The organism is Streptomyces sp. 351MFTsu5.1, from assembly GCF_000383655.1.
In the GTDB taxonomy this organism is placed as follows: Bacteria; Actinomycetota; Actinomycetes; order Streptomycetales; family Streptomycetaceae; genus Streptomyces; species Streptomyces griseorubiginosus.
On the sequence record NZ_KB911797.1, the window covers coordinates 59,443 to 80,116 of the forward strand.

General features: G+C 73.8%; 17 protein-coding genes. 7 read left to right on the top strand and 10 right to left on the bottom strand.

All coding sequences use genetic code 11. The features are described 5' to 3' along the window. Positions 1-6 precede the first annotated feature (6 nt). On the bottom strand, positions 7-2,670 hold the full coding sequence (locus tag H295_RS0136560; protein WP_020140314.1) for a helicase C-terminal domain-containing protein: 2,664 nt from the start codon (positions 2,668-2,670) through the stop codon (positions 7-9). 178 nt (positions 2,671-2,848) lie between these two features. Here H295_RS0136560 and H295_RS0136565 point away from each other — a divergent pair, with 178 nt between their 5' ends. Both H295_RS0136565 and H295_RS0136570 read left to right on the top strand, forming a co-directional pair. Then, positions 2,849-3,883 (top strand): hypothetical protein, encoded by a 1,035-nt coding sequence (locus tag H295_RS0136565; protein ID WP_020140315.1) that lies wholly within the window; start codon positions 2,849-2,851, stop codon positions 3,881-3,883. A gap of 576 nt (positions 3,884-4,459) precedes the next feature. After that, positions 4,460-5,110 (top strand): HAD family hydrolase, encoded by a 651-nt coding sequence (locus H295_RS0136570; protein ID WP_020140316.1) that lies wholly within the window; start codon positions 4,460-4,462, stop codon positions 5,108-5,110. Here the strand turns inward: H295_RS0136570 and H295_RS48220 are convergent. Then, positions 5,077-5,337: a hypothetical protein gene (locus H295_RS48220; RefSeq protein ID WP_078616859.1), complete on the bottom strand. Its 261-nt coding sequence runs from the start codon at positions 5,335-5,337 to the stop codon at positions 5,077-5,079. The two genes, H295_RS0136570 and H295_RS48220, sit on opposite strands and share 34 nt — an antisense overlap. Positions 5,338-5,500: 163 nt before the next feature. Here H295_RS48220 and H295_RS48635 point away from each other — a divergent pair, with 163 nt between their 5' ends. Beyond that, positions 5,501-5,884 (top strand): cold-shock protein, encoded by a 384-nt coding sequence (locus tag H295_RS48635; RefSeq protein ID WP_020140317.1) that lies wholly within the window; start codon positions 5,501-5,503, stop codon positions 5,882-5,884. Next, the gene (locus H295_RS0136580) at positions 5,884-6,324 is read left to right on the top strand and encodes a hypothetical protein (protein WP_020140318.1); all 441 of its coding nucleotides are present in this window, start codon (positions 5,884-5,886) and stop codon (positions 6,322-6,324) included. Before H295_RS48635 ends, H295_RS0136580 begins: the two co-directional genes overlap by 1 nt. Before the next feature lie 4 nt (positions 6,325-6,328). Here H295_RS0136580 and H295_RS0136585 read toward each other — a convergent pair whose 3' ends face one another. The 4 genes from H295_RS0136585 to H295_RS0136600 form a co-directional block, all read right to left on the bottom strand. Continuing rightward, entirely contained in the window at positions 6,329-7,183 is an 855-nt protein-coding gene (locus tag H295_RS0136585) for a 1,4-dihydroxy-6-naphthoate synthase (RefSeq protein ID WP_028810078.1), read from the bottom strand. Continuing rightward, positions 7,176-7,838, bottom strand: a complete 663-nt coding sequence (locus tag H295_RS0136590) for a futalosine hydrolase (protein ID WP_020140320.1) — start codon at positions 7,836-7,838, stop codon at positions 7,176-7,178. The genes H295_RS0136585 and H295_RS0136590 overlap by 8 nt, the downstream gene beginning before the upstream one ends. Before the next feature lie 19 nt (positions 7,839-7,857). After that, complete coding sequence (locus tag H295_RS0136595; protein WP_020140321.1) at positions 7,858-8,361, bottom strand: hypothetical protein; 504 nt, start codon at positions 8,359-8,361, stop codon at positions 7,858-7,860. A gap of 62 nt (positions 8,362-8,423) precedes the next feature. Further along, positions 8,424-9,767: an MFS transporter gene (locus tag H295_RS0136600; protein WP_020140322.1), complete on the bottom strand. Its 1,344-nt coding sequence runs from the start codon at positions 9,765-9,767 to the stop codon at positions 8,424-8,426. A gap of 382 nt (positions 9,768-10,149) precedes the next feature. On the opposite strand from H295_RS0136600, the gene H295_RS0136605 reads away from it, so the two are divergent. Further along, positions 10,150-11,076 (top strand): DUF3027 domain-containing protein, encoded by a 927-nt coding sequence (locus H295_RS0136605; protein ID WP_020140323.1) that lies wholly within the window; start codon positions 10,150-10,152, stop codon positions 11,074-11,076. Between the two features lie 4 nt (positions 11,077-11,080). Here the strand turns inward: H295_RS0136605 and H295_RS0136610 are convergent, their stop codons facing one another. Together H295_RS0136610 and H295_RS0136615 are read right to left on the bottom strand one after the other, a co-directional pair. Beyond that, positions 11,081-12,025, bottom strand: a complete 945-nt coding sequence (locus H295_RS0136610; protein WP_020140324.1) for a CU044_5270 family protein — start codon at positions 12,023-12,025, stop codon at positions 11,081-11,083. Further along, entirely contained in the window at positions 12,018-12,635 is a 618-nt protein-coding gene (locus H295_RS0136615; protein ID WP_020140325.1) for an RNA polymerase sigma factor, read from the bottom strand. Before H295_RS0136615 ends, H295_RS0136610 begins: the two co-directional genes overlap by 8 nt. A gap of 167 nt (positions 12,636-12,802) precedes the next feature. Between H295_RS0136615 and H295_RS0136620 the strand changes: the two genes are divergently transcribed. Then, on the top strand, positions 12,803-15,961 hold the full coding sequence (locus H295_RS0136620) for a sacsin N-terminal ATP-binding-like domain-containing protein (protein ID WP_020140326.1): 3,159 nt from the start codon (positions 12,803-12,805) through the stop codon (positions 15,959-15,961). Between the two features lie 41 nt (positions 15,962-16,002). Here H295_RS0136620 and H295_RS0136625 read toward each other — a convergent pair whose 3' ends face one another. Both H295_RS0136625 and H295_RS0136630 read right to left on the bottom strand, forming a co-directional pair. Beyond that, positions 16,003-16,239 carry a DUF7683 domain-containing protein gene (locus H295_RS0136625; RefSeq protein WP_020140327.1) on the bottom strand — a complete coding sequence of 79 codons (237 nt, stop codon included), beginning with the start codon at positions 16,237-16,239 and terminating at the stop codon, positions 16,003-16,005. Then, the gene (locus H295_RS0136630) at positions 16,236-19,700 is read right to left on the bottom strand and encodes a colicin E3/pyocin S6 family cytotoxin (protein ID WP_043218585.1); all 3,465 of its coding nucleotides are present in this window, start codon (positions 19,698-19,700) and stop codon (positions 16,236-16,238) included. The genes H295_RS0136625 and H295_RS0136630 overlap by 4 nt, the downstream gene beginning before the upstream one ends. Positions 19,701-20,107: 407 nt before the next feature. On the opposite strand from H295_RS0136630, the gene H295_RS48230 reads away from it, so the two are divergent. Then, positions 20,108-20,638, top strand: a complete 531-nt coding sequence (locus tag H295_RS48230; RefSeq protein WP_063741205.1) for a hypothetical protein — start codon at positions 20,108-20,110, stop codon at positions 20,636-20,638. The last annotated feature ends 36 nt before the right edge of the window (positions 20,639-20,674 follow it).

Below are 20,674 nucleotides of genomic sequence, written 5' to 3' on the forward strand. Positions count from 1 at the left end.
CACGCCCTAGTCCCCCGCCAGCTCCGCCACCCCCGTGATCCGGTGCAGGGGGTAGGTGCGGACCTCGTCCGCGGTGTGGTCGTAGGCCGTCACGAAGCCGCCCTCCACGCGGACGGGGGCGATGACGCGTTGACTGGCGGCGCCCTCGGCGTTGACGTAGCCGATCCACAGGGCCTCGCCGGTGAGGACGGCGGCCTGCATGGTGGCGAGGGTCTCGGCGGCGCCGGTGCGGGGGAGTTCGCCGGTGGACAGCGGCGGCCGGTCGCCCTGCTTGCGGGGCGTGGTGGAGGCGAGGTCGCCCGCACGGACGGCCCGGATCGCGGCCGCGAGGAGCGTCGCGTCGGGGACCGGGGGGCCGTCCGGGACCGGCTCGGGCGCGCTGCGGGGCGGGGTGCGGTGGGCGTGGGCACGGGTGATCAGGACGTCGCCCTCGGCGGACTCGGCGGCCGGGGCGAAGCCCATCGCGCGCAGGCCCTCCAGGAGCGAGGCCGGGTCGGCCTGGGCGGCCAGGACGGTCGGGGCGAGGCGGCGCAGCCGCAGGCCGGCGGCGCGCTTGTCGGCGAGGATCTCGTTCAGCAGGGCGTCGTCGTCGCAGCGGACGTAGGCCGAGGCGGCTCCCACCCGGAGGTGCCCGTGCCGCCGGGCCACGTCGTCGATGAGGTACGTCAGGGGCTGCGGGACCGGGGTCCGGGAGTGCGCGGCGAGAAAGGCGTGCAGGTCGGAGGCGGACTGCCCGGCGTCCAGGGCGCGGCGGACCGAGCCCGGAGTGAAGCGGTACACCGTCGCCCCGCCCTTCGACTCCACGTCCGCCAGGACGTCCAGCACCTCGGCCAGCGGCCGCCGCAGCGGACCGGGGGCCACCGCCGTCAGGTCGGCCTGGAGCAGGACGTGGTCGAGGGGCTCGGGCAGCAGCGGCGCGAGGAGCCGGGCCGCCGTGGCGGAGGCGGTGGCCTGTTCGGCGGGGGAGAGGGGCTCGGCGACGGGGGCGGGCCGGTGGTGCACGGGGAGCTTGTCCCCGGGGCCCTGCGACACGGCGTCCGGTGTCTTCGGCGCGGTGGCGCCCTGCGGCACCCGCCTGTGCCGCTTGTCCCCGGGCTCCTGCGGCACGGCGTCCGGCGACTTCGGGGCGGCCGTGCCCGGCAGCGCCTGCCCGTGCCGCTCGTCCCCGGGACCCCGCGACACGGCGTCCCGCGTCCTCGGCGCGGTCGCGCCCAGCAGCGCCCGGCCGTGGCCCGACAGCGCCCCCCGCCCGGTCACCCCCAGCAGCTCGGCCTCCTGCAGCGTCCACTCGGCGAGGCGCGAGCGCAGGTCCTCCTCACGGCGTTGCGGCCGCTCCCAGCGCAGCCGGGCGAGCACCGACCCGGCCGCCGGCGACGCACCCTCCGGCAGCCCCGCCAGCAGCGTCAGCACCCGGTGCCGTACCTCCGGCGCGGCACCGCGGTCCAGACCCGGGCCCAGCGCCGACAGGGTGCGGTCCTTCGCGTCCCGCCCGCCCACCAGCCCCGAGGTCCGGGTGGCCGTCAGCCAGGCCTCCGCCAGCCGGGCCCAGCGCCGGGCCGGCGGCTGCTCCAGCCACTCGTCGTGGGCCGGGGTCGCGGCATAGCGCTCGTCGGCCTCACCGTCGGAGGCCAGCAGGCCCGCCGCGTAGGCGAGTTCGACCCAGAACGCGGCGACGGGCTCCGAGACGTCCAGCGCGACCGCCGTGCGCTTGAGGTCGCGCACGCTCAGGCCGCCCGCCCGCAGCACCGCCGGCCCGCCCTCGTCCCAGTCCTTCAGCAGCTCCTCGACGGTCGCCAGCGCGGTGTACGCCTGCCCGGCCGCCGTCGCGTCCACAACCTGTGGACGGTGGGTCGCGGCGGGCTCCACCGCCGGCGGCAGCGGCTCCACCTCGCGGTGCGCCCGGCCGCCCCGCAGATGCAGGGCCACCTCGCGGGGGAGGACGACCGTCCCGGGCGCCGTCGGCACCAGCAGCCCGAGGTCCAGCAGACGGCGCAGATGAGCCGCGGGCTCGGAGGTGACCTGCCCGTACGGCGGCCCCCAGACCAGCCGGGACAGCACCGCCCGCGACTCCTCCGGGAGCCCGGCGAGCAGCGCCGACATCCGCTCGCGGTCCGTGAACAGGGCCGTCAGGGACGACACCGCCGACACCGCGTCGTGCGTCGAGTCGAGCCCCGCCGCCGTCACGATCTCCTGGATGCGGCCCGGCGACATCCCGGCCGTGGCCTCCTGCACGGTCGGCCCGAGCCCGGTCGGCGACGGATGCTGCGGCGAGGGCGCGAGCAGCTCACGGGCCGTGCGGACCAGGCGGAGCCGGTCGTCGTCGCCCCACACCAGGGCCTGCTCCCGCAGGGTGCCCAGCGAGCGGGGCAGCGCCGCCGAGACGGCCGGGTCGCCCGCGTCACCGGTCAGCAGCCGCTCCAGTTCGGCGTAGGGCGCCGGGTCCGCCGCCACCGCCAGCGCCTCCGCCGTCCGCAGCGCGAACAGGTCCAGCCGCTCCAGCGCCCGCACCACCGACGCGCGCGTCCCGGCCCGGGTCGCGAGCTGGGTGAGGTCGGTCGGCACGGGGGTGATGAGGTCGGGGCGGGCACGCAGAAGCGCGGCCAGGGAGTCGTCGTCCCTGGCCCGGAGCGCTTCCGCGAGGGAGCGCGGCGGTACGGCCGGGTTGCTCATCCGACCAACGGTAGCGGGTGGCCGGGCCGGGCAGGAGCGCCCACCGGGCCCGGCACGGGCGCCCACCGGGGCGGACCGGATATCGCTGACCTGCGGTCCCCGCTCGGGCCTACAGAGCCCGACCTGCGCTAGTTTCGTCCCACGGGGTATCCAACGCACCCGCCCCGGAGGGGACTTCGTGGGTATCGAGAGCGACCAGGTCGTCTACGAGTATCTGAGCCGCGTCGGCGACGTGGCGCAGCAGCGGCAGTTGCCGTCGTCGACCCGTATGCGGCTGGTCTCCGAGCTGCGCAACGAGATCGACCGGCGGCGCGCCAAGGCCCCGGTGGACTCGCCCGCCGCCGTCCGCCGGATCATCGCCCGGCTGGGCAGCCCCGACGAGGTGGTCACCGCCGCGGGCGGCTCCGCGGCCGCCGCCCCGCAGGCGCCGGCCGTCTCCATGCCCGTCCAGCGGGACCGGGAGTCCCACGATGACGGCGGACAGCGGCGGACCGGGCTGCGCAAGAACGTGCCCCCGCCGCGCCCCGCCGATTCCCCGCCCGCTGAACCGGCCGTCTCCCACGGGCCCCATCTGGCCGGTCTGGACGAGCTCGGCGATCCCGCGACGCAGCCCGACTGGTGGCGGGTGGACAGCAGCCCCTTCGGGGTCGGCGACAGCGTGCCGGGCTTCGTCGGCGGGGTCGAGATCCCGGAGCTGCTCAAGCCCCCGCCGCCCAAGGAGGAGAAGAAGCCCGAGCCAGCCGTCGAGCAGCCCGCGGCGGAGGTGCCCGCGCCCAGCAAACGCACGGCCTGGTGGCGGCCCCGCGGGAAGGCCGCCCCGCCCGTCGTCGAGGCGGCGCCGGTCGCTCGCCGCGGCTTCCTCGGGGCGGGCGCGGGCAGCTGGAGCAACCCGCTCCTGCTGCTGGCCGCCGCCCTCCTCGTCGCCGGCGCGGTGCTTGGCAACCTGCCCGTGCTGATCGTGGGCTGGCTCATCGCCTGGGCCTCGCGCCGCCTCACCGACGCCGAGACGAAGTGGGCCGTGGTGATCCTGCCCGGCCTCTCGCTGACCGCGGGCCTGGTCTGGCTCTGGGGGCGTGACCAGGGCCGTTGGGGCGAGCCCATCGCGCAGGGGCACATGAACGACGCGGTCGCCGAGACCTGGCCGTGGGTGGTGCGGGGCGCGGCCGTGGCGTCGGCACTGTTCCTGGTGTGGCGCTCGCAACGACGCCGCTAGGACCCGGAGACCGCGGTCGGTGGGCCGTGCTGCCGTGGGGGAGCGAGGTCGGTGGGCCGTGCCTCTGCGGGCGAGCGACGTCCGTGGACCGTACCGCCGCGAGCGGCGCCGTCGGGCCCCGCGCCCCGCGCCCCCGGCCTCCCGCGCGGTCGGGCCCCCGCGCCCCCGGGCCGCCCCGCGCCACCAGGCCCCCGGAAACCGCTGTCTCATCGCCCCAAGGTCCGTGGGGCGAACCGCGGCAAGCGGCGCCGTCGCGTCCCGCGCCCCGGCCTCCCGCGCGGTCGGGCCCCCCGCGCCCCCGGGCCCGTGCCCCGGGGCCGCCCCGCGCCACCAGGCCGCCGGAAACCGCTGTCTCAGCGCCCCACGGACGTCCGTGGACCGCACCGCCGCGAGCAGCGCAGTTGGACCCCGCGCCCCGCGCCTCCGGCCTCCCGCCCCGTCGGGCCTCCCGTGCCCCGCGCCCCCGGGCCCCGCGCCCCCGCGCCCCGTGCCCCCACGCCCCCGGCCCCCCCCCACGCCCCCAGGCCGCCGGAAACCCCTGTCTCAGCGCCCCGTCGCCCGGGCACAATGGCCCATATGGCCTCTGCAAGCATCTCCGCCCCCGGTCCCACCGTCGGCTTCGACCTCGACATGACGCTCATCGACTCCCGTCCCGGCATCCACGCCTGCTGGGTGGAGCTGTCCGAGCGGACGGGGACGTACGTCGACGCCGACCTGGTGGTCACGCGGCTCGGGCCTCCGCTGGCCGAGGAGATGGCGTACTGGTTCCCGACCGACCGGATCGCGGAGATGGCGGACCTCTACCGCGAGCTGTACCCGTCGTACGCGATCGCCGGAACCCTGGCGATGCCCGGCGCCCGCGAGGCCATCGGGGCCGTTCAGGCGGCCGGCGGGCGGGCGATCGTCGTGACCGCCAAGTGGGAGCCCAACGCCCTGCTGCACATGGAGCACCTGGGTCTGGAGCCGGACGCGGTGATCGGCAATCTGTGGGCCGAGCAGAAGGGCGAGGCGCTGCGCGACCACAGCGCGAGCGTGTACGTCGGCGACCACACCGGCGATGTGCGCGGGGCGCGGATCGCGAGGGCGACGTCGGTCGCGGTCGCCACCGGGCCGTGCAGCCCCGAGGAACTGACCGAGGCCGGCGCGGAAGTCGTCCTCGGCGATCTCACGGAGTTTCCTGGGTGGTTTTCGGACTACCGCGCGGACTGCCTTCCGGCCCGCGCCTGACGCCTTCCGGCGGCGACCGATTGCAGCACTCCCGCTCCGGCCACCACGAAACCGACGGCCATGAGCATGCTCAATCCGAACATGTACGTCGGAAAAGGCTTCGTTCCGAGCAGGAACGGGGCCACGGTGACGAGAGTGGCCACCGCACCGACGAAGAAGACGACGGCTCCGGTACGGATCAGTCGGTCACCGGGAGCGGCGGAATTCGTTTGGGTTTTGTCACGCACCGGACCAGGGTAGTTCCCAGCGCGAAGGAACAACCGGGCGACGTCTTGTCACCGGCCTGAAGACCATTAGCCTTGGTACCGGCGGGTCCCGACGACCCGCCCCAGTGCTATCAAGAGCCGTTTCAGAAGCAGTTTTCCGACGAGTACGAGGACGAGGACAGACGTGCCTACCGGCAAGGTCAAGTGGTTCAACAGTGAGAAGGGCTTCGGCTTTCTCTCCCGTGACGACGGCGGTGACGTCTTCGTCCATTCCTCGGTCCTCCCTGCCGGAGTCGAGACGCTGAAGCCCGGGCAGCGGGTGGAGTTCGGAGTGGTCGCCGGGCAGCGCGGTGACCAGGCTCTTTCGGTCGCCATCCTCGACCCCACGCCCTCGGTCGCGGCGGCCACCCGCAAGAAGCCCGACGAACTGGCCTCGATCGTCCAGGATTTGACGACCCTCCTGGAGAACATCACCCCGATGCTGGAGCGGGGCCGCTACCCCGACAAGGCGGCGGGCAAGAAGATCGCCGGCCTGCTGCGAGCGGTCGCCGACCAACTCGACGTGTAGTGCACGAGATACGGACCGAGCCGTCCGAGGAGCTGTGGGAGCGCATCCGACGGCAGCGGCGCCACGCCCTGGAGCTGCTGACCGTCTGCGCCGTCGGTCTCGTGCCGTGGACGATCCTGCTGTCCTTCACCCTGCCGAGCGGCTACACCGTCCGCCAGTGGCGGGTCACCTGGGTCGGCTTCGACGTCCTGCTGCTCCTCGCGATGTCTGCGACGGCCTTCCTCGGCTGGCGCCGCCACCGTGCGGTCGTCGTGGCGGCCGTGGCCACGGGTGCCCTGCTGGTCTGCGACGCGTGGTTCGACGTGTCGCTGGCCCTGGGCACCCCGGCCGTGTGGTGGTCGGTGGCGCTGGCGGTATTCGTGGAACTCCCCTTGGCGGCCTTTCTGCTGCGAAAGGTCCTGGCCATGATGTCGCTGGCCCAGTGGTCGATGCCGAGGTGACGCGTCAGCGGAACGACAACGCGTCGGGCCCCAATGCAGGCACAAGTCCCTCGGCCGCCGCCCGGGTCAACAGCCCGCGAATCGCCGCGTATCCGTCTTCTCCCAAGTCCGCGGTGAACTCGTTGACATACAAACCGATGTGCTGATCGGCGACCGCGGGATCCATCTCCTGCGCGTGCGCCATGACATAAGGCCGGGAAACCTCGGGATCGTCCCAAGCGGCCCGCACGGACGCGCGGATGGACTCGGCGAGCCGGGACAGCCGTTCCGTTCCCAGCGAGCGTTTCGCGATGATCGCGCCGAGGGGAATGGGCAGCCCGGTCGTCGACTCCCAGTGCTCGCCCATGTCCGCCAGTTTGTGCAGCCCGTAGTTCTGGTACGTGAACCGGGCCTCGTGGATCACCAGTCCGGCGTCGACCAGTCCGTCCCGGACGGCCGGCATGATCTCGTGGAACGGCATCACCAGGATCTCCCCGACCTTGCCGTCGAGGACGTCCGCCGCCCAGAGCCGGAACAGCAGATATGCCGTGGACCGCTCGGACGGCACCGCGACCCTGCGGCCGGTCAGCTCCAGCCCGGCCTCCCGGGTGAGCACCAGCGGCCCGCACCCCCGCCCCAGCGCACCCCCGCAGGGCAGCAGCGTGTACGCGTCGAGGACGTACGGCAGCACGGCGTACGACACCTTGAGCACATCGAACTCACCGCGCTCCGCCATGCCGTTGGTGACGTCGATGTCCGCGAAGGTCACGTCCAGCGCGGGCGCCCCCGGCACCCGCCCGTGGGCGAGGGCGTCGAAGACGAAGGTGTCGTTCGGGCAGGGCGAGTACGCGATCTGCAAAGGCTGCGAGGACTCAGTCATGCTGCTTCCAACTCTCCAGTACGGGCGCGAGCTTCCCGAACCCCTCCGTCAGGGCCGTGAGCGCGTCGCCGATGCGCCAGGCGGCCCGGTCGCGGGGTCCGACCGGGTTGGAGACGGCGCGGATCTCCAGCACCGGCACTCCGTGCGCCCCGGCCGCCTCGGCGACCCCGAAGCCCTCCATGGCCTCGGCGAGGGCGGAGGGGTGGCGGGCGCGCAGGGCCGCCGCACGCTCGGCCGTACCGGTGACCGTGGAGACGGTGAGCACCGCACCGGCCCGCCCCCCGGTCGCGGCCACGGCGTCCCGTACGAGAGCCGCGGGCGGCCGGTGGGTGACGGCGCCGAAGCCCAGGGCGGTCACCGGCACGAACCCGTCGGCGGTCTCGGCCCCGAGGTCGGCCGCGGTGATCTCGTCGGCGACGACCAGCGACCCGACCGGCGCCTCGGGCAGGAACCCGCCGGCGATCCCGGCGGACACGACGAGGCCGTAGGCGGCGCCCTCCAGGGCGGCCCTGGTGAGCGCGGTGGCGGTGGCGGCGGCGGCGAGCGCGGGCCCGACCCCCACTGCGAGGACGTCCACGGCGGCCGTCGTGCCCTCGAACGCAGGGGCCACCGCGTCCCGTTCGACCGGGACCGCGGTGGCCACGAGGATGCGCATCAGATACGGCTCCGACGGATCAGAAGTCGGCGTTCTCCAGCTTGAAGTTCCACACGCCCTTGTGTTCCTTGCTCTGGCCCGAGGCCGTCTTGTCCTGCTCGACGATGCTGATGTACAGCGTCTTCTGCGGGGCCTGGCCCTGCTGCTGGGCGAAGAGGTCCACGCCGTCGAAGGCGTAGTACGTCTTCTTGTACACGTACGTCATCTGCTGGCCGTTGATCCACAGCGCCCAGCCGGTGTCCGCGACCTTCGGGTCGACGCCGACGCGCAGGGTCTCGCTCTGGTTGACCTTGATCGTCTTGGCGTCGGACTTCTCCAGGGCGCACTTGGTGGCCTTCGCCTGGCCGAGGTCGTTGCCGTCGTCGTAGCAGGTGGCCTCGGAGCTCACCGAGGTCGAACCGACCGTGACGGTGACGCGCGGCGTCGGCTTGTCGCAGGCCGACAGGACGAGCAGTCCGGCGGAAACGAGGCCGGCGGCGGCGACGGCGCGGCGGCGTCGCACAACGGATTGCAGCGTGGTCATGGCGGAAGGCTATCGGGCGGGTACGGCGGTCCCTTTATCCGGGGTGCGGCGAGCCCTGTTCGTTACGCCACTCGCGCCCGGGGCGCGCTGCCGTGCCGGGCCGAGGCGATCAGCCCCTTCGCGGTGGCCAGCCAGCCCACGGCGACCACGGCGGCGGCCACCGAGAGACCGAGGTAGCCGTTCAGGGGCATCACGATGCCGACCGCGCCGCCGAACACCCACGACACCTGGAGCAGGGTTTCGGAGCGGGCGAACGCGGAGGTGCGGACCAGTTCCGGCACGTCCCGCTGGATCAGCGCGTCCAGGGACAGCTTGGACAGGGCCTGCGAGAAACCGGCGACGGCCGCCAGACACGCCACCAGGAACGCCCCGAAGAAGATCGCCGCGGTGATCGCCGCGCCCAGCACGACGGCCACCACCGTCACGATGATGATCTCCGGCGCCTTCGACTTCAGCCAGGCCCCGACCGCCGTACCGAGCGCGTTGCCCGAGCCCGCCGACACCGCCACCAGGCCCAGGGAGACCGCCGCGCTCTCGCCGGTCAGCGGGTGCTCGCGGAGCAGGAAGGCGAGGAAGAAGGTGAGGAAGCCGGAGAGCCAGCGCAGGGCGGCGTTCGCGCCGAGGGCGTGGGTGACGGCGGTGCCGACCGTGCGCAGCCCGGGCCGCTTCACCGGCTTGAGGTGCGGGCCGTGCAGATGCCCCTCGTCGGCGGCGAGCAGCGCCACGTCCTCGCCCTTGGCCGAGTCGACCTTCGGGGGCAGCGAGAACGACAGGAAGGTGCCGGCCACGAAGATCACGAAGGCGCCGTAGAGCGGCCAGCGCGGTCCGACGGCCTGGAGCCCCGCGCCGACGGGCGCCGCGATGCCGGTCGCCAGCAGGCCGCCGAGGGTGACGCGGGAGTTGGCCTTGACGAGGGAGAAGCGGGGCGGGAGCAGACGGGGCACCACCGCGCTTCTGACGACTCCGTACGCCTTCGAGGCCACCAGCACGCCGAGGGCCGCCGGATACAGCTCCAGGCTGCCCGTGGCGACCGCCCCGGAGATGATCAGCGCGAGCAGGGCGCGGGCCAGCATGGCGCCCGCCATGGCCGCGCGGCGGCCGTGCGGCAGGCGGTCCAGGAGGGGGCCGATCACCGGGGCGAGGACCGTGAAGGGGGCCATGGTGATGGCGAGGTAGAGCGCGACGCGACCGCGGGCCTCGTCGGTCGGCACGGAGAAGAACACCGTCGAGGCGAGCGCGACGGTGATCATCACGTCCCCCGCGCCGTTGACGGCGTGCAGTTCGATCAGCTTGCCGAGTCCGGACTCGCCCGCGCCGTGCGCGTGGGTCGCCTTGCGGATCCCGCGGGCCGTGCCGGTGAACGGGAAGTGCAGGGCACGGCCGACGGCACGGACGGACCCGGTCATCCGGCCCGACCCGCCACCGATCCCGGAGGCTCCCTGGGGTGTCCTCGTGGCTGCCACCCCGTCATAGTGCCCCGAGAAACCTGTGAGTAGTGCGGTTACCGCGCGTATGAACGCATATGAAGTGCCACCGCAGACCCACTGGAGGCAACGAACCCTCACGTCGGTGTAGGCCGAGCGGCGGCGAACAGGTAGCGTGCGTAGCGCGCCGTGGCGAATGTTCTCGGCCGCGCGCCTCTCTGACATCACGCAGAATGGATGCGAGCAGGTGCGCCCGAGCGCGTTCGGGCGCGGACGTCGACGCGGCCCTTCGGTCCGCTCCGTCCGCACCCACCGCCTTCAGGCCGGCGCACCCGAGTGACGGCGTAGGAGAGAAGCGATACCTGTGAGCGCAGCGACAACGCGAAGCCGCACCCCCGACCGCCTGTGCGCGGAGGCCGTCGACCTCGCCCGGGCCGCCGCCGAGGAGGCCGCCGCGCCCGGAGTGGTGGGCGAGCACTCGGGCCTGGTCTCCGAGGGCGACCGTGTCGTGACGCACTTCTTCGAGTGCAAGGAACTCGGCTACCGCGGCTGGCGCTGGGCCGTCACGGTGGCGCGGGCCTCCCGGGCGAAGATCGTCACCCTGGACGAGGTCGTCCTGCTGCCCGGCCCGGACGCGCTCCTCGCCCCCGAGTGGGTGCCCTGGAGCGAACGCCTGCGCCCCGGCGACATGGGCCCGGGCGACCTGCTCCCCACCGACGCCGAGGACCTGCGCCTCGAACCCGGCTACACCGGCGAGGACGAGCCGCTGCCGAACGCGCCGGTCTCGGAGGAGATGGCCGAACTGGTCGAGGCGGAGGACGCCGAGGTCACGGGAGGCTCCCCCGCGCACCTCCCGATGACGCCCTCCCGCGGTTCGATCGCCGCGGTCGCCGAGGAACTCGGCATGCGCCGGGCCCGGGTCCTTTCCCGCTACGGCCTCCATGTCGCCGCCGACCGCTGGGAGGACTCCTTCGGCGCGCAGACCCCCATGGCCCAGGCGGCCCCGGCGCCCTGCGTCAGCTGCGGCTTCCTGGTCCCGCTGGGCGGCTCGCTGGGCCAGGCCTTCGGTCTGTGCGCCAACGAGTTCGCCCCGGCGGACGGCCGTGTGGTCTCCCTGTCGTACGGCTGCGGTGGCCACTCGGAGGCCGCGGTCATGCCGAAGCCGCCCCAGCCGGCGGCCCCGGTGATCGACGAGACACGCGTGGACCCCTTCCCGCTGCGCCCCGCCCGCGACTCCGGCTCGGTGCCGGAGACCGCGGACGAGGCGTCGGCGGAACTGGGTCACTCGTAGGGCCTCACGGGCGCTGGAACACCCGGTCGACCACGGCCTGGGCTGTGAGGTGCGACCACTGTTCGTAGGTCTTGCCGCCCGCCGTGCGACGCTCACGTGTCCCGAGGTACTGGTACGACGTCGCGTCGAAGAGCAACATCCGCCCGCTGCCCTGCCAGGGAGTGCCGGACGGGCCCACGTACCGGATGGCGAGCGCCGCGCGCCCGTCGACCTCGGTCCGGCCGGGCAGCACCGTCACCCCGGGAACGGAGGCGAGCGCCTCGAACGCCGCGGAGCGCAGCCCCCTGGGCAGGACGGCGTCGCGGAGCAGACCGGAGAGGAAGAACTGGACCATCGGCCACTCGTCGGCCTTGGTCGGCCGGCCGTAGTCCGGCTTGCCGCCCATGTCGCGCAGGGTGGCCGTCAGCTTCGCCGGGTCGGTGGGCAGCTGCTTCAGCTCCGACCACCGGCTCGGCGGCCAGGTGGACTGCCCCTTCTGGAACGGCGGCACCCACTGCTTGGTGCCCAGTTCGCTGACGTACGACTTCTTGGACCCGTCGACCGAGTTCCAGCTCTCGTCGACGTACGTCTTCGTCGGGCCGCCCGAGACCGGGGTCTCCTCGATGACCTCCTTCGTGTAGATGAACTGGTCGTCGCGCGGGGCGACCGGCTTCTCGGTGCGCAGGGCCTCGGCCGCCGCCCCCCGCAGCACGGTCGTCGCGCTGACCGTGCGGGTGCGGGGTTCGGTCCCCGTGTCCTGGGTGACCACCACGGTCGCGGTGACGGCCGCCGCGGCGACACCGGCCACCGCGATCCGCAGCAGCGGACGGCGGCCGACGCCCGTTACGGCGACGGGGGCGGCGGGTGCCCGCATCGCCTGCTGGAGACGGAGGCGGGCACGGGCGCGGGCGGCGTCCGTGAGAGGGGGCGCGTCGGCGTCCCACTCCCTCAGGAGTTCGATCTCATTCATGGTCGGATTCCTCTCGAAGAGCGGTCGGATCGGATCCGCCCAATGCCTCACGAACCTTTCTGCGAGCCCTGTGCAGCCGTGACCGGACCGTCCCCACCGGCACCCCGAGGGCGGCCGCGGCCTCCTCGTAGCCGAGGTCGGCCCAGGCGACCAGCAGCAGTACGTCCCGGTGCCGGGCGGGCAACCGGGCGAGCGCACCGGCGAGTTCGCCGCGCACCGCCTGCGCGCTGACCCGCGCGGCCACCTGGTCCGCGACCGTCTCCTCGGCCGGCCCGCCGGCCGCGGGGGCGGGCAGCCGGCCCAGTGCCTTCAGGCGCCGGGCCTCGGCACGCCGGTGCCGGCCGATGAGGTTGGTCGCGATGCCGAACAGCCAGGGGCGGGCGTCCGCCGACTCCGTGCGGTACCGGAAGCGCTGCTGGAACGCGGTGGTGAAGGTCTCCGCCATGACGTCCTCGGCGGCCTCCCCGCCGAGCCGGCGGGCCGCGTAGCGGTGCACCGAGTCGGCATGGCGGTCGAAGAGCACGGCGAACGCCTCGGGCTCGTCCCACGACCGTTCGATCACCGAGGCGTCGCTGTCCTGCCCCGCTCTGACGCCCGGTTCCACGGTCATCGGGGCTCCTTTCGTCGCTGTAGCGCTGAAGCTCGGGCTTTCACCGGTACTTCGCCGCTCGCCGGAATCCGGTTCCCGTGCGGACGAGGTGTGAGGGCCAAGGGGACGGAGTCACCGTCCCGCCTCCTCGCGGTACCTTCGACGTCACGCCGATGAGGAGAGTCAACGTGAGCAAGTTCGTGCGGCCCGCCGCCGAGGGTGCCGACCCGTTCGGGACCGCTCGGCTCAGGCGAGGTGTGCTGGACGCCTGGGCCACCAGTCCCGCCCGGTTCCGGGAGGACGCCAACGCCGAGGAGGACCTCGTCCTCGGCGGGTACCGGGACCGGCTGGTCGTCGAGCTCGCGCAGAACGCCGCCGACGCGGCGGCCCGGGCCGGGGTGCCCGGACGGCTCCGGCTCACCCTCCGCGAGGGCGTGCTCTTCGCCGCCAACACCGGCGCCCCGCTGGACGCGGCAGGCGTCGAGTCCCTCTCCACCCTCCGCGCCTCCGCCAAGCGTGAGCCGCAGAACGGACCGGAGAACGGACCGGACGCGACGGACCCGACGGCCGGCGCGGTCGGCGCCGTCGGCCGCTTCGGCGTCGGCTTCGCCGCCGTCCTCGCCGTCACCGACGAGCCCGCCGTCGTCGGCCGGCACGGCGGGGTCCGCTGGTCGCTGGCCGAGGCCCGCGAGCACGCCGCCGAGACCGCCCGCCACAGCCCCGGCCTCGGCGACGAGATCCGCCGCCGCGACGGCCATGTCCCGCTGCTGCGGCTGCCGTTCGCCGCCGAGGGCACCGCGCCCGAGCCCTACGACACCGTCGTCATCCTCCCGCTGCGCGACACCGCCGCAGCCGACCTCGCCGAGCGGCTCCTGCACGCCGTCGACGACGCCCTCCTCCTCGCCCTGCCGGGTCTGGAGGAGGTCGTGATCGAGACGGACACGACCCGCACGATCAGCCGCCGCACCGACGGCGTCCTCACCGTCGTGGAGGACTCGCGCGACGGTACGACCCGGTGGCGCACGGCGTCCGCGCACGGCCCGCTCACCCCCGACCTGCTCGCCGACCGGCCGGTCGAGGAGCGGCTGCGCCCGCACTGGTCGCTGACCTGGGCCGTGCCCGCCGACACCGACGGCAGCCCCGCGCACCCGCGCACCAGCCCGGTCGTGCACGCCCCGACCCCCAGCGACGAGCCGCTCGGCGTGCCCGCGCTGCTCATCGCGTCGTTCCCGCTCGACACCACCCGCCGGCACGCGGCACCCGGCCCCCTCACCGACTTCCTGGTGCAGCGCGCGGCCGACACCTACGCCGAACTCCTCGCCGGCTGGCGGCCGGTGGGCGAGGGCATCATCGGCCTGGTGCCCGGCCCGCTCGCCAAGGGCGAACTGGACGGCGCCCTGCGCCAGGCGATCCTGGAGCGGCTGCCGAAGGTCTCCTTCCTGCCGCCCGCGCTCGAACCCACCGACGACCTCCCGGAGACCCTGCGCCCGCGCGAGGCCGAAGTCGTCGAGGGCGCCGGCGCCGACACCGTGCGGGTCCTCGCCGAGGTGCTGCCCACCCTGCTGCCCGCCGGCCTCGAACGGCGCGTGGAACTGCGCACGCTGGGCGTCGCCCGGGTCCCGCTGACCGACGCGATCGACCGGCTCGCGGGCCTGGAGAAGGAGCCGGAGTGGTGGCAGCGGCTCTACGACTCCCTCGCGGGCGTCGACCCCGACCGCCTCACCGGCCTTCCGGTACCGCTCGCCGACGGCCGTACGACCATCGGGCCCCGGCAGGTGCTGCTGCCCACCTCCGACGGGCCCCTGATCGACGCCGAGCTCCTCGCCCGGCTCGGCCTCAAGGTCGCCCACCCCAGCGCCGCCCACCCGCTCCTGGAGAAGCTGGGCGCGCTGCCCGCCACCCCGCGCGCGGTGCTCACCACGCCCCAGGTGCGGGCCGCGGTCGCCGCCTCCCTCGACGACGACGGCGGTGTGAGCTGGGAGGAGGACACCCCGGACGCCGAGGAGCTGGCCGACACCGTCCTCGCCCTGGTCCGGGACGCGGGCCTGGAGCCCGGTGACGAGCCGTGGCTGGGCGCGCTCGCCCTGCCCGACGAGGAGGGGGAGCTGGCCCCCGCCGGTGAACTCGTCCTCCCCGGCAGCGCGTTCGCGCAGGTCATCCGTGAGGACGAACTCGCCTTCGTGGACGCCGAGCTGGCGCGGAAGTGGGGCGAACAGCCGCTGGCCGCCTGCGGGGTGCTCGCCGACTTCGCCCTGGTCCGGGCCACCGACGTGGTCCTCGACCCCGACGAACTGGAGCCCCGTGAGGGCGACTTCGCCGAACCGGACGACGCCGGCCTGCTCGACGCCGTGGACGTGTGGTGCGAGGACATCCTCGACCGGTTCCCGGACACCCCGGTACCGCCGGTCGCCACCGAGCTGATCGCCGTACGCGATCTCGACCTGGTCGACGAGGACAAGTGGCCCGAGGCCCTGGCCCTGCTGGCGCAGCCCCCGCTGAGGGACGCGCTCACCCAGCAGGTCCGCATCCTGCTGCCGGACGGCACGCACGAGGTCGTACGGCCGTACACCGCCTGGTGGTTGCGCGGGAACCCGGTGCTCGACGGCCGCCGCCCGGCGGGTCTCCTCGCGACCGGCGGGGACCCGCTCCTGCGCGGCCTGTACGACGAGGCCGACGCGACCGGCTTCGACGACGAGCAGGTACTGCGGGCGCTGGGCGTGCGGACGTCGGTGGCCGCGCTGCTGGAGGAACCGGGAGGCGCGGCGGAACTCCTCGACCGCCTGGCCGACCCGTCCCGCCCGGTCACCGGGTCCCAACTGCACGCGCTCTACGGGGCGTTGGCCGATCTCGACCCCGACCAGGTCACCCTCCCCGACGAGCTGCGGGCCGTGACGGACGGCCGGGTGGAGGTCGTGGACGCGGCGGACGCGGTGGTCGTCGACTCGCCCGACCTGCTCCCCTTCACGCAGGGCGTCCCGTTGCTGCCGGTCCGCCCCTCCCGGGCGGCCGAGCTGGCCGAACTCTTCCAGGTCCGCCGCCTGAGCGAGTCCGTCACCGGGTCGGTGGACTCCGAGGGCACGGAACACGAGGTCCCGGAGCCGGTAAGGGTGCTGCTGGGCGCCCGCACCCCCTCCACCTACGTCGAGCACGAGGAACTCGTCGTGGACGGCGTGGAGATCGACTGGCGCCTCACCAACGACGGCGTCCTGCACGCGGCCACCCTGGAGGGCGTGGCAGCGGGCCTCGCCTGGGCGTCCCGCCAGTGGCCCCGCCGCTTCGAGGTGGCAGCCCTCCTGGAGGACCCGACCCGCACGGAGGAACTGGCGAGGGACCGCTGGTTCGACTGAGCGACGGGGGCCGCCCTGAGGGACGGCCCCTGTCTGTTGTGTCAGTCCGCCTCGGTCTCGAGGAAGTACTCGTACTTCTCCAGGTCGAGCGCGATACCGGTCAGCTCCTGTACCCGCTCGGCGTGCTCCTGCGTCAGCGGGTACACGTCGGTCAGCAGCTCGGGCGCCATGCCGAGGAGTTCTCCCCAGGCCTGAGCGCCGACGGCGCTGGTGTCGGTCGAGGAGAGCAACTGGTCGCCGTCCTTGGGATAGCGGGTGACCAGGTAGTACACCGTCACGGCGTCACCTTCCGGGTGGGATTCGCGGGCTTGGTCTGCGCCCCAGTATTGGGGTCGAACTCCCCGAGGTGCTTGCCGCGCTTGTTGTACTTCTCGACCGCACCGTGCTGGGAGTCCCACTCGTAGATCTCTCCCGACTTGGGGTCCTTCCAGCGCTTGCGGAGACCGCCGCCGCCCTGCACAGGCGTCTTGCCCTTGGCCGGAGCAGCCTTGGGGAAGCCCGGCAGGCCGCCCTTCGGCGCAGGCACCGGGCCGGTCTGCACCTTCTGCACGGCGCTGCTCTTGCTCTGCGCCTCGCGCAGCGCCTGGCCCAGGCCGTCGTTGAAGCGGCCGATGCCGTCAGCGCTGGTGAACCCGCCCCCGACGACCAGGGTCGTGCTCGCGGCGATCGCCGGTGCTCCGGCGAGGCAGCCGATGCCGGTGATGCACAGCGCACCGCCGGCGAAATCGCCGCCCGCGCCCGCGCCCATCATCAGGACGCCGGTGCCCGTCTCGGCGAGCCCGCCCCAGACGTCCGGGTTGGTGAGGATCGCCTCGCCGTAGACGAGGACGGTGTCCGCCTTGTCCTCGAGCCAGTCCGGGATCCAGCCGTCGTCCGGCTCCTGCGGGCCCTCCGGGTCCGGAGCGTTGCGCCAGGCCTCCTCCGTCCTGCGGAACTCGGCCTCTTCCTCCAACTGCTTGGAGACCGCGGTCTGGAAGGCCTCCAGCATGGCCTTGCCGGCCGCCGCGGAGTCCTTGCCCGCGGCTGTCGCCGACGCCCGCGCCTCACGGGCGGCGCTCCACGCCTCGTCGGCAGAGCCCTGGGCCCAGTTCGCGGAGAGCTGCGCCTCGGCGGCCGAGGAGATGGCCCGCGCCGCCGCCGCGTGAGCGTCGGCCTCCGCGGCACGCGCGGTACGGGCCGAGGCCGCGGCGTTTGCCGCGGAGGTCTCCGCCTCCTTGGCGGACTTGAGGGCGTCGTCGGCGTAGCCCTTGGCGGCCTTCGCCGAGGCGTCGGCCTGCTTGGCGTACTCGGTGGCCTCGGCCGCGGCCTTGCGGGCCGTGGCGGCGACCTTGCCTGCGTCCGCCGCGTTCTTCTGCGCGGTGGCGGCCACCGAGGCGGCCCCGGAGATCATCTGCTGAAGCAGGGCCACATGGCCGGCGGCGAGCTGGTCCTTGCGCAGCGCCTGGTACTGACCCCGCTGGATGAAGGAGTGCAGCAGCGGGGCCGGACCCTCCAGCGCGATCCGGGCGGCGGACCTGACCTCGGGGCCGCCGCTGTCGATGAGCTGCGCCGCCCGCACCCGCTCGTCCTCGGTGCGCGCCGTGTACTGACCGTCGATGACGAAGGTGCGGTACTTGTTCACTGAGCCGGAGCTCAGCGCCGAGCGCCCGGCGCTCTGGACGCTGGGGCCACCGCTGGAGATCACCTTCGAGACGTAGACGCGCAGGTCGTCGGCCATCGCCTCGTACTGACCGGTCTCCACGAAGGAGCTGACCTCGTCGGTACCGCCGCTCAGAGCCTGCTCGGCCCCGTTGCGGACTGCGGGCGCCGGAGAGTCCAGGGCCAGCGTCTCCACCCGCGACCGTTCGTCGTCCCGCACCGCCTCGACCCGGCCGGTGCGCAGGTACGACACCACGTCGGCGGTGTCACCGGAGAGCGCCTGCCCGGCCGCCGTACGGCTCCAGGGGCCACGGGTCTTCAGCGTGCGCAGGGCGACCTCGCGGCCTTCGACGGCCAGCTTCTGCTGGTCCGCGTCCGGAGCGGAGGCGGCCGTGCTCAGGCGCCGGGCGTCCGCTTCGAGGTCCGCGGAAGCCTGCGCCGCACGGTCCTGCGCCGCCTGCTGCCGCTCTTCCTGTGCTTTGAGCTGCCGGGCCAGCGCCACGGCCTCGTTCGTACGGGCGGTCAGTTCCTCCGCCTCGATCTGACGGGCCAGCGTGAAGACCGACTTGGCCCGGGCCACGGCCGAACTCGACGCATCCGCGGCTTCCTTGGCTGCCTTGGCGTGGGCCGTCGCCTCGGCGGCCGCCTTTCCCGCCTCCACGGCGTGGTCGGCCGCATCGTTGGCCGCCTTGGCGGCGTTCTCCGCGTGCGTGGCGGCCGAGTTGGCCGCGTCACGGGCCTCGTTCGCAGCCGTGGCCGCCTTGCGGGCCAGGCTCTCGGCGGCGTTCGCGGCGCGCGTGGCCTCCGCCGCCTGGGCGCGTGCCGCGGCAGCCGCGGCACTGGCCTCCGCGGAGCTCGCACCGGCCTGGTCGGCGTACCGGCTGGCGTCGCCGGCGGCATCGGCGGCGGCGTTGGCGTTGCTGCCGGCGCTGGTCGCGGCCCGTGCCGCGTCCCCGGCCGCGGTCGCGGCGATACCGGCCTGGTTGGCCGCGTCGGCCGCGAGCCGGGCGCCCTTGGCCGCGGCGTTGGCCTCGTCGGCCGCCTTGCGGGCGGCGCTCGCCTTGCTGTGGTCGGCCGCAGCGTCGGCGGCGGCTCCGCGTGCCCGGCTGGCGGCCTGGGCGGCGCCGGACGCGGCGGCCGCGGCCTGCGTGGCGGCACTGGCCGCCGTACGCGCCGAGTTGTTGGCGGCACGCGCCGCGTCGATGGCCTGCTGCGCTGCCCGGGCCGCCTGGTTGGCGGCGGTGGCCGCACGGGTGGCGGCGGACGCGGCACGCACCGAATCCTTGCGGGCGGCTTCCGTTTCGGCAGCCGCCTTCTGAGCGGCCTCCTTCGCGAGTGCCGAGGCCGCGACCGCTCGCGCCGAGGCGTCCTTGGCCGCCTCGGTCTCCGCACGTGCCTGCCGTCCGGCTTCCTTGGCCTGTGCGGCGAGCTGACCGATCGTCGCGCGTTCCTGGTCCCTGGTCCGCGCCACGAACTGGCCGACCTGGAGGAACTCGCGGATGTCGGCCGCCGTCCCCTCCAGGGCCACCCGGCCCGCTGCCCGGACGTTGGCTCCGCCCGTGCTCACGATCTGCACGAGCTGGACGCGCTCGTCCTCCTCGCGCTGGGTGTACTGGCCGTCGTTCAGGAAGTCGGCCATGTCCTCGGGCGTGCCGGCCAGCGCGGCGCGGCCTGCCGTCTGCACGCCGGGTCCGCCCGCGTCGACGATCTGAGCGATGCGGACGCGCTGGTCCTGCTCCAGCGGTGCCTTCCAGCCGTCCTTGAGGAAGGTGTCCAGGTCCCCCTGGCTGCCGCTCAGCGCCTTGCGGGCCGCCTCCTGGAGGCCACGTCCGCCGAGGCCCGCGATCTGCGCGGTCTGCACCCGGTCGTCCTGGTACGCCGTCTCGGTCGCGACGTCGTTCAGAAAGTGCCGCACGTCGTCGTCGGCACCCGTCAGGGCAGCCTCCGCCGCGGCCCGCAGGCCGGGCCCGCCTGCCTTCCACAGCTCCAGCACCCGGCCGCGGTCCGTGTACGCGCCACTCGCCGGACCGCCGTCGGCAGCGGGGGAATCCGGGGCGGCCACCGCAGGGAAGGCGCCGAGCAGGCCCGCCGCGAGTGCCATGGGCAGCACACCCAGCGCGGTTCCGCGGAGGAGGCGTTTTGATATTCCGGTGGCATCGAACTGGTCAGTTCTTCGATTCACTGGGTACCCGTCTGTAATCGGCGACGACCCCCGAAATGCGAGTCGCCGAATGGTCGACGGGTAAGCATAGCCGCCGTCCTACCGGGCGGTAGGGGATAATTCCAGGACCGGGCATATCGGGCAATGCGGATTTATTGTAAGTGTATTGACGTTGACCGTTGCTATGCATATGCTGTGCCTCGACTTTGCTCCGGGAATGCTCGGCCTGACCAGCTGAGGTTTCACCCGGGCTTGTATCTTCAGGGGGTAGAACGGGGACCGGTGCGCCTGTGCGCGACCGGCTTATCAGGGCATATCTGGCAGCCGTGGGTGGCTGCGGCCCAGTCATGCTTATTTTTCGAAGGGAATTCTCGGTGCCTTTTCGTGCCCGAAATCTCGCTCTTTCCGGAATCGCGATGGCGTGCGCCACGCTCGCCGGAATTTCCGTGGCTTCTGCCGATGACCCACCGCAGTCTCCGTCGACCGAAAAGCCGCCCGCAGCTGTCGAGGACTACGGTTATCCGGGAGCCGACCGAATCCTTGCCGAACAGGGAATCAAGCTGAAGAAGGGTGACGGTCGCATTCTGCTCGCCGAGTGTGCCCCGGCCGCCCAGCAGATTCGAGTGCTGACCCGTAAGGACGACTCCGTGGGCCGGGCCGGCACCTACTGCTTCCGCGCGATCGGGAAGAGCGGCCGTCTCACCCTGGAACTTCCCCAGGTCTTCGCCGTGGAGGCCGCCGACCACCCGATCAGCGCCGACCTGACGGCAGGCGGCAGGACCACCACGGTCGCCGTGCCCCAGGGAGGCTTCGAATCCGTCGGTGAGGCGGCAGGAGGTGCGCCCTCGGTGCTCGTCGAGCTCAGGGTGACGGGCTGACCTGCCCACATCCGCCCTGTACGCGCCCAGCTGACC